The sequence below is a fragment of the Coleofasciculus sp. H7-2 genome, assembly GCF_042747725.1.
Classification (GTDB): domain Bacteria; phylum Cyanobacteriota; class Cyanobacteriia; order Cyanobacteriales; family FACHB-T130; genus FACHB-T130.
Genome location: NZ_JBHZGO010000003.1, coordinates 56,244 through 64,985 on the forward strand (window position 1 = coordinate 56,244; position 8,742 = coordinate 64,985).

Genomic DNA, 8,742 nt, shown 5'->3' on the forward strand with positions numbered 1-8,742 from the left:
GCATTATTTATTTTTTTCCTAAGTTACTTAGCCTGCCGCAACGCGATCGCTCAAGGGTAAACGAGCGCAGGCTTTGTTTGTGGAGTCCCACCCTGAGGGATGCGGAGCGATGAAGAGCTATACGGAGGGGTTTGGAATGACACTAGCGCGATCGCGCAACGCTAAAACACTAAAAGCAACCAGCGATCCGAGTAAGGCGGCTCCGACTGCCTGGTGAGCCACGGTCAAGGGTTCTACTTGGAGGTGTAAACGGAAGGTCGCCACACCAAGAATCACTTGTAACATCAGTAAACCACCACCTAGATTAGCCAGACGGCGCAGCAGCGGGTGCAGTGCGGGTGTGCGCCATGCCAAAAGCACGACGGCGGCGATCGCTAAAGTTGGTGGAACAACACCCGCAATGTGGCTATTCATCACCGTACACAATTCTTGCGCCCCAAAGCACTGATGTAGCGCCCAGCGAGAACCCACTAATCCACCCAGGAGGCTTTGTAGATAGACCAAAATGGCAGCCGTTAAGCTCACCCAAGGCAATTTTCCCACCGTGCCCGTGCCTTGATAAGGCAAGAGTGCCGCGCCGATTGTCAGTAGGGTGATGAAAAACAACAGTGCTGTTCCCAGGTGAGCGGTGACAATATCAAAACGCAGCAGTTGCGTTACCGTCAGTCCCCCTAAGACGCCCTGAAATACCACTAAAAAGAGTGCGAAGGTGGACGCCCAAGGCAACCATTTCGGGAGCGATCGCTGGTGCCACCAGGAAAGAACAGCTAGCGCGATCGCCCCTAAGCCTATCGCCGCCGCGTCCAACCTGTGAAACCACTCCAGAAACACCTGAAGATTCATCTGCGAAGAAGGCACCAGTTGACCGTAGCATAAAGGCCAATCCGGGCACGCCAGCCCAGCATTCATCACTCTTGTGGCACTCCCAATCGCCATCAAAACCAGCGTAGCTACGCCCAGCCGAAACACCAAGCGACGGATCTTGTCCCTTGGGTGGGAATCCTCCAGAGTGCGAACATCCTGATGAAGGACGGATTCTGTCATAGCGTTCAAAAAGCTAATTTTTCTTAATCAAATCCAGAGTATCCGCTCAATTCCAACCTAGCATCTGCTTAGGGAAGATGACCGACTCTAGCTACCACTCTAATGATCCCGTTGCACCATCAGCCACAGCTTTATGAATTTCTTCCAATTGCCGAGATTTGGCGGAAATTGACGCGAATTCGGGCGATGAGGTGACATTGGCTTCTAAAATTTTTATATTTCTTCTAGATTAAGTAGTTAATTGTCAAAAAAATCACTGGTATAGGACTTACGCAAAGCTTATGCATATAGCGTTTTTTCGGGTTCAATCCCCCTGTGGTTGCCCTTCCTATGTGGTGATGTGCGGCGAGTCCTGTTGTATTTAGAAAAAAATCCGCTAAAATCCACAGGCAACCTTGGGCTGCTAAATCCTGAATCCCCCAAATGGCGGGAGACGCCTACCAGGCTGAATCCTGGCAGCAATTGCTTTGTCTGCTGGTAACTTTCCTGAGTAAATGGCGGCGATCCCAAAAAAATACCAAAAGATAAGTCAGATAGGCTCACCTTTATGGGATCTCTGCCTTACCGTGGTTAATGAGGCGGAACTGATTTTCTAAGATCGAACACAAAGGCAGCTTCAATTCGAGGCAGTCTAGATAGACCGAATCTGTCTTTTGCATCAGCCCACACTGTTTTATTCAGAAGTTTTGCACCAAATCCAAGACAAAGCCCGTGAAAATCCCAAGCTCGATATTAACTTTACTGGTTGGCATTGTGCTGACCCTTGTCAGCCTGTGGTACGGTCAAAACCACGGTCTTTTGCCGATAGCAGCCTCTGAGGAAGCGCCCCTAATAGACACGCTGTTTAACGCGATGATGACCATTTCCACAGGTCTGTTCCTGCTGGTTCAGGGAATAATCATCATTGCGGCGATTAGATTTCGGCGTCGTCCTGGTGATGATACGGACGGGCCACCCGTGCATGGCAACGTTCCCTTAGAAATTCTGTGGACGGCGATTCCAGCAGTGATCGTCCTGGGAATCTCGATCTACAGTTTTGAGGTTTATGGTCAGATAGGCGGACTGAATCCGATGGAGCATTCGGTTGCCCACGTTCAGAGTCATAATCATCAGCAGGTTGCCAAAATGCCAGGAGCAGCGATCGCAGCTACCTTGACAGAGGCTGAAAACGCCACAGACACTGAAAATCGCAATCAGCAGCTGCAAGAAAAAGTCCTGGAAGACCAGGCTACGGCAAAAGTTCGCAAGGAGCTTCCCCAACTGCGGGATTCATCCAACATGGGCATAACAACTTCCGGTCGCATTGGTCCCACACCTGACAAGCAAGGTCAAGACCCAGAATTTTTTGTGAATGTGACGGGTTTACAGTTTGCTTGGCTTTTTAACTACCCTGGAACCGATGTGACAGCTGGCGAATTGCATCTTCCGGTGGGACGGGAAGTGAAATTGAACATCTCGGCAAATGATGTCATACACGCTTTTTGGGTGCCTGAGTTTCGCCTCAAGCAGGATGCGATTCCAGGACGACAAACTGAGCTGCGGCTTACACCCAGCAGAATCGGTCAGTATCCGGTAATTTGTGCGGAACTCTGTGGTGCTTATCATGGAGCCATGAAGACAACGGTAATTGTTGAGACACTCGAAGATTTCCAGAAATGGCTTGCCGAACAGCAAGAAGTTGCTAGTTCGGATGCTCTAGATCGGGCGGTGGCAGTAAACCCCGCAGAACGCTCCGATGCTGAGTTTTTGGCTCCCTACGCTAGTGAAATGGGGATCGATGCCGAAACTCTACACCCTCTCCACCACCATTAATGGAAGACTGCTAATCGCTAATGGCTAATGGGAAAAAAGACAATTCTTCAATTCTTCAATTAGCAATTCTTCAATGATTTATGACACAAGTAGAGCTTCAAGAACAAGCCAATCTACCGGCTCACGGTAAACAACCGAAGGTAACGCATTGGCGAGAATACTTTAGCTTTAGTACCGACCACAAAGTGATTGGGATTCAATATCTGGTCACGACGTTTATCTTTTATTTGATCGGTGGGGTACTGGCAACAGCCGTTCGCACGGAACTGGCAACACCAGCGTCCGATTTTGTCCCCCCAGATGTTTACAACAGCTTATTTACGGTTCACGCGACGGTGATGATCTTCTTGTGGATCGTGCCTGCGGGAACCGGCGGCTTTGGTAACTACCTGGTGCCCTTGCTGATTGGGGCAAGGGATATGGCGTTTCCCAGACTGAATGCGATCGCCTTCTGGATGATCCCACCCGCTGGGTTGCTGCTGTTGAGCAGTTTCTTAGTCGGGGCACCCGGTGCGGGTTGGACTTCTTATCCCCCCTTGAGCCTTGTCAGTGGCAAACCCGGTGAAGCGATTTGGATTCTCAGCGTCCTGATCCTGGGAACCTCCTCGATTTTGGCAGCGATAAATTTTCTCGTCACCATCTGGAAGATGCGGACGCCGGGGATGGGGTGGAATCAAATGCCCTTGTTCTGCTGGGCAATGCTCGCTACCTCTGCATTGGCTCTCATCGCTACGCCAGTCTTAGCAGGGGCACTGATTCTACTATCTTTTGACCTGCTGGTGGGTACGTCCTTCTTTAACCCGACTGGCGGAGGAGATCCGGTGGTGTATCAGCACCTATTCTGGTTTTACTCTCACCCGGCGGTTTACATCATGATCCTCCCCTTTTTCGGGATGATCTCAGAAATTTTGCCGGTTCACGCCCGCAAGCCGATTTTTGGTTATAAGGCGATCGCTTATTCCAGTCTGGCGATCAGCTTTTTGGGGCTAATCGTCTGGGCGCACCATATGTTTACCAGCGGCACCCCTGCCTGGTTGCGGATGTTTTTCATGATCACCACAATGGTGATTGCTGTCCCTACCGGGATCAAAGTTTTTAGCTGGTTGGCAACCATTTGGGGTGGCAAACTGCGCCTAAACAGCGCCATGCTGTTCGCAATGGGCTTTATCTCCATGTTTGTCATCGGCGGCATCAGTGGCGTCATGGTGGCAGCCGTGCCCTTCGATATCCACGTTCACGACACCTACTTTGTAGTGGCTCACCTGCACTACGTCCTCTTTGGCGGCAGTGTATTCGGCATTTATGCCGGATTTTATCACTGGTTCCCCAAGATGACGGGGCGGATGCTGAACGAAACTTGGGGCAAAATTCACTTTGTCTTGATGTTGATTGGCTTCAATATGGCCTTCCTGCCGATGCACAAGCTAGGTCTAGAAGGCATGAACCGGCGGATTGCTGAGTATGACCCGAAATTTACTACGCTCAACTTAATTTGCACTATTGGGGCATACATACTCGCCGTGTCCACCATTCCTTTTATTGTCAATGCCTGCTGGAGTTGGATTGCGGGTCCCAAGGCACCTGACAACCCTTGGCAAGGACTGACCCTAGAGTGGATGACGACCTCGCCCCCGCCACCGGAAAACTTTGAGAAAGACCCAGTGTTAGCCACAGGACCTTATGACTATGGCATGGGCGATCGCCGGACTCAAGTCGAGGTGCCCCTTGACGAGCCTCGAAATCCAGTCTTGGCTGCTGGCCCTGACTCGGTTCTACGTGCCGATCCCGATCCCGCAGTGGCGGCGCATCCAGATGACCGCCAAGGAGAAAGTCACAATCGGTAATCGGGAAAAAGGTAATCGGGCAAAAACGACTACCCATTACCTATTCCCCACTACCCATTACCTATCCAATTTCTAGAGGAGATTCATGCAAGGTTCAACCATTGACCCAGCGAAGACTGCCCTCAATTATCACCACAACTCAGAAGCAACCGTGGAAGCCCACGGCGTAGAACATCATGATTTCCGCATCCAGGGGCTGATTGTGTTTCTGATTGCGGAAGGCATGATCTTTGTAGGCTTATTTACCGCCTATCTAGCCTTTCGCGCCGTGGCACCGAGTTGGCCCCCGGAAGGAACGCCAAAGTTAGAGCTATTACTGCCCGGAATCAACACAATTATTCTGATTTCCAGCAGTTTCGTCATCCACAATGCGGATACTGCCATCAAAAAGAACGATGTGGCAGGCTTAAGGACTTGGTTTGCCGCAACTGCCCTGATGGGAGCGATTTTCCTAGGGGGTCAGATTTACGAGTATACCCATTTAGAATTTGGCCTCAGCACTAACTTGTTTGCCAGCACGTTCTATGTTCTAACTGGTTTCCACGGTCTCCACGTTCTTTTGGGGCTGGGGGCGATGATTGCCGTTTTGTGGCGCAGTTTCAAACCAGGTCACTACAGCAGCGAACACCACTTTGGCGTCGAAGCCGCAGAGATTTATTGGCACTTCGTCGATATTGTGTGGATTGTTCTGTTCACCATCCTCTATCTGATTTGAATCTTTGTTTTTGCTTTTTTTGACCAAACTTGCCCCCAATTGGGGGCTTTTTTATGAGGAAAAGTTACTCTACTGATTGGAGGAGGGAAGGAGTCTTAAAATTTTAGATTTGAGGTTTGGGATTTTGGGTTGAAAATCTTAGACAGGAAGCGACTTTCCCGATTGGAAATCATGCAACTGTTCCGCAAATGGGTGTGAATCGATGGACGCAGATGAACTACTGAGGAAATATGTAGAGGGCGAAAGAGATTTTTGTCTAGCCGACCTAAGTGGAGCTGACTTGAGTGGGGTAAATCTAAGTCAGGCGGATTTCAGTGGAGCCAACTTAAAGAAAGCTACCTTGAGTCGAGCGATTCTGAGCCGATGCACCCTAGCTGCAACCCACATGGAGGAAGCCGACCTGTGTGAGGCAGACTTGCGTAGAGCCGACTTGAGTGGAGCTGAAATGCTTGGAACCTTCTTAATTGCAGCCAACCTGAGTTTATCCGACTTGATTGGCACCGATTTGACGAGAGCCAATTTGAGTTTATCCGACTTGATTGGAGCTAACTTGATTGGAGCTGATTTGAGCGAAGCTAACTTGAGTTTAGCCGACCTGCGCGGAGCTGACCTGAGTGGAGCTGACCTGAGTGGAGCTAATCTGAGCGCATCACATCTCTATGAAGCTGACTTAAGGGAGGCCAACTTGGTGGGGACTAACTTCCGTAGAGCGCTCTACAGCGAACAAACTAAGTTTCCCGAAGAGTTTGACCCAAAACTGGCAGGAGCGTTGTTGATTGCCCCGAATGTATTGCTGGCAGGGATAGACCTGAGTAGAGCGAACCTTCCTGGGGTTAATCTGCGTGGAGCTAACTTGAGCGGTACTAACTTGAGCAAGGCAGATATGGTTTGGATAGATTTGAGTGGAGCCAACTTGAGTGGAGCCAATCTCAGCCAAGCCAATTTGAGTGGAGCCAACTTGAGTGGAGCCAATCTCAGCCAAGCCAATTTGAGTGGAGCCATCATGCCCGATGGCAGCATTCACGACTAGGTGAGGTCAAATAGTTAGAGGCTAGAGGGGACTTGTGGGGAGAATCTCTGAAAGGGGTTATGCTGTTAGCGATCGCTCAATTGTTTCTCAAACTTGGCATAAGCTTGATTAATCGCCTGCATTTGAGCTTTTGCATGGGTAGAAGGATTAACATCAGGGTGATACTGCCTTCCCAATCGTCGGTAAGCACGCTTAACATCGTCAGCATCAGCGTTCCTTACCACGCCCAAAACTTCCCACCATTCCCCAGATGGCACGGCGTCAAGTATGGATTCACTCGCGCCACATTTTTGCCAAATTTTCAGCGTGTTCCTCTCACCGCCACTCACCAGCGTCTGTCCATCGAAACTGAAGGCAACGGGATGACACCCAGACAGAGTATCCAGCAGTTCTCCAGCGCTTAGGTTCCAAAGTTTGATGGTGCCGTCTCGGCTGCCACTGGCGAGCGTTTTGCCATCGGGGTTGATAGCGATAGAAACAACCGCAGATGAGTGTCCTGTAAGAGTGCCAAGCAATTCTCCAGTCTGGAAATTCCACAACTTAATTGTCGCGTCTCCACTCCCACTCGCTAGAGTCTTTCCATCCGGGCTGAAGGCGACAGAAGTAACCCAGCCTGAATGTCCTATAAGGATGCGGGGCTGTTGTCCACCGCTCAAATTCCAAAGCCTGATAGTTTTATCAGCACTTCCACTGCCAAGAGTTTGGCTATCAGGACTAATAACAACAGACAAAACCGCGTCAGAATGTCCATTAAGCGTGCTTCTTAGTTTTCCTGTATAGGCACCCCAAAGCCTAATCGTTTTATCAGCGCTTCCACTAGCAATAATTTTTCCATTAGGGCTGAAGGCAACCGAGTAAACAAAGCCCGAATGACTGTAAGAAGAGTTTGAATAAAAGAAGGTGTGGAGAAATTCTTTTTTACGCAAATTCCAGGCGGTAATTTTTTGGTCAAAACTGCCACTGGCAATCGTCTGACCATCTGGGCTAATTGCCACTGAAGAAACTTCCTGTCCTTGCCCAAGGAAGTTGAAAATCCGGTTTCCAGTCTTCAGGTTCCACAGTGTAACGGTTCTATCATCACTCCCACTAGCAATCGTCTGACCATCGGAGGTGATGGCAATAGAATTGACTGAGGCTGAGTGTCCTTTGAGGGTATGTACGCATTTCCAAGCTTGAGGTATCTGAGGCTCAATTGCCATCGATTCTGCTGCCATCTTAGGCTTAGCAAATTCCGGTTGAGGTAACGGTGTTTGATGGGTGGAAGTTTTAGGAGTTACAGATGACTTGAAACTTGAGTTAGATGTAGAGACTGGAGATGAAACGTTTTTAAAGGGTGCAGAATAATTCAGATTAAAAACAGTTTTAGTCGGTATTTTTACTTTTAGCGCCTTCAACTCGTCCTCAATTTCCAAAGCAGCAAATTTTTTCTCTAAAACATCACCCGATAACTTGTTATCTAGCGCTGTCAATTCTAGCTCTAGAAGAGCATTAGTATAAGCTTCTTGCCATAATACTTTTTCTTCCATCCGCTCGAAAGCTTGATATGCACTTTCCCCACTTCCAGATTCGTCAATCAGCTTTAATAAACCATAAACGCCCAGTCCAAAAACCGCACCTGTTGCTGCAAAGGAACCCATCCCAATTCCAACGGCTGTTCCCTTGAAAGCTAATCCCATGCCGCCAAAAACAGAGGAAAAACCTGCGCCGCCTACTGCACCAATTCCCATCGAACCTAAAGCGAAAGCATCTCCTTCTCCTATCGCTTTGAATGCTCCATAAGCAGCAACACCAGCAACCGCGCCCGCTGCTGTAACGGGTGCCATGCCAATTCCAACTGCTCCGAATCCTCCGACTAAGCCCATCCCACCAACTGCTGCGGAAACTCCAGCACCCGCCGCCGCGCCTCCGGTAACAAAGGCAGCACCTGAGATAACATCATCTTGTTTATGGGTTTGAGACATAGCTTTTTTCTGGGATAATTTTGGATTTGGAAGTTTCTTTATATACCTACCACAAGCAATTCTAGGCTTAAATTGTATTGGCTCTTCAGTATCTGTTATGCTAGATCAACAATTAAAATGCCAATTTAATAAGCATCTAATCCGGAAGTTTTCCAAGTTTCTAAATCCATAACCCGAGCGTTTAATTAGCTTGAGTTTGTTATTTATATCCTCAACAGTACCACTAGTTGTCCTATTATCAAAGTAAGCAATAATTTCATCAAACCAACGAATAATAGTATTGTGGCTATTTGGAAAATATTTTTTAGCTCTCGATAACCATATACCTAGTTTCAA

Annotated in this window: 7 protein-coding genes; 4 read left to right on the forward strand and 3 right to left on the reverse strand. The window is 48.8% G+C overall.

The features are described from left to right. Window positions 1-117 precede the first annotated feature (117 nt). On the reverse strand, window positions 118-1,044 hold the full coding sequence (locus ACFW2W_RS00965) for a heme A synthase (RefSeq protein ID WP_378172072.1): 927 nt from the start codon (window positions 1,042-1,044) through the stop codon (window positions 118-120). Between the two features lie 711 nt (window positions 1,045-1,755). On the opposite strand from ACFW2W_RS00965, the gene ACFW2W_RS00970 reads away from it, so the two are divergent. The 4 genes from ACFW2W_RS00970 (at window position 1,756) to ACFW2W_RS00985 (ending at window position 6,445) form a co-directional block, all read left to right on the forward strand. Beyond that, a complete protein-coding gene (locus ACFW2W_RS00970) occupies window positions 1,756-2,856 on the forward strand; it encodes a cytochrome c oxidase subunit II (RefSeq protein ID WP_378172074.1) in 1,101 nt (366 codons plus the stop codon). A gap of 80 nt (window positions 2,857-2,936) precedes the next feature. Next, window positions 2,937-4,700 carry a cytochrome c oxidase subunit I gene (gene ctaD / locus ACFW2W_RS00975; protein ID WP_378172077.1) on the forward strand — a complete coding sequence of 588 codons (1,764 nt, stop codon included), beginning with the start codon at window positions 2,937-2,939 and terminating at the stop codon, window positions 4,698-4,700. A gap of 85 nt (window positions 4,701-4,785) precedes the next feature. After that, window positions 4,786-5,415, forward strand: coding sequence for a heme-copper oxidase subunit III (locus ACFW2W_RS00980; protein ID WP_378172080.1), 630 nt, complete (start codon window positions 4,786-4,788; stop codon window positions 5,413-5,415). 202 nt (window positions 5,416-5,617) lie between these two features. After that, window positions 5,618-6,445 carry a pentapeptide repeat-containing protein gene (locus ACFW2W_RS00985; RefSeq protein ID WP_378172083.1) on the forward strand — a complete coding sequence of 276 codons (828 nt, stop codon included), beginning with the start codon at window positions 5,618-5,620 and terminating at the stop codon, window positions 6,443-6,445. A 65-nt stretch (window positions 6,446-6,510) separates the two neighbouring features. Here the strand turns inward: ACFW2W_RS00985 and ACFW2W_RS00990 are convergent, their stop codons facing one another. Together ACFW2W_RS00990 and ACFW2W_RS00995 are read right to left on the reverse strand one after the other, a co-directional pair. Further along, a complete protein-coding gene (locus tag ACFW2W_RS00990) occupies window positions 6,511-8,406 on the reverse strand; it encodes a DnaJ domain-containing protein (protein WP_378172086.1) in 1,896 nt (631 codons plus the stop codon). Window positions 8,407-8,511: 105 nt separating this feature from the next. Next, window positions 8,512-8,742 (reverse strand): transposase (locus tag ACFW2W_RS00995; RefSeq protein ID WP_378172089.1); only part of this gene is annotated, 231 nt, incomplete at its 5' end.

Bases quoted from the DNA above. Each gene is read 5' to 3' on its own strand.
- ACFW2W_RS00990 (WP_378172086.1), bottom strand. From the start codon at position 8,406: ATGTCTCAAACCCATAAACAAGATGATGTTATCTCAGGTGCTGCCTTT.
- ctaD (WP_378172077.1), top strand. From the start codon at position 2,937: ATGACACAAGTAGAGCTTCAAGAACAAGCCAATCTACCGGCTCACGGT.
- ACFW2W_RS00985 (WP_378172083.1), top strand. From the start codon at position 5,618: ATGGACGCAGATGAACTACTGAGGAAATATGTAGAGGGCGAAAGAGAT.
- ACFW2W_RS00965 (WP_378172072.1), bottom strand. From the start codon at position 1,044: ATGACAGAATCCGTCCTTCATCAGGATGTTCGCACTCTGGAGGATTCC.
- ACFW2W_RS00980 (WP_378172080.1), top strand. From the start codon at position 4,786: ATGCAAGGTTCAACCATTGACCCAGCGAAGACTGCCCTCAATTATCAC.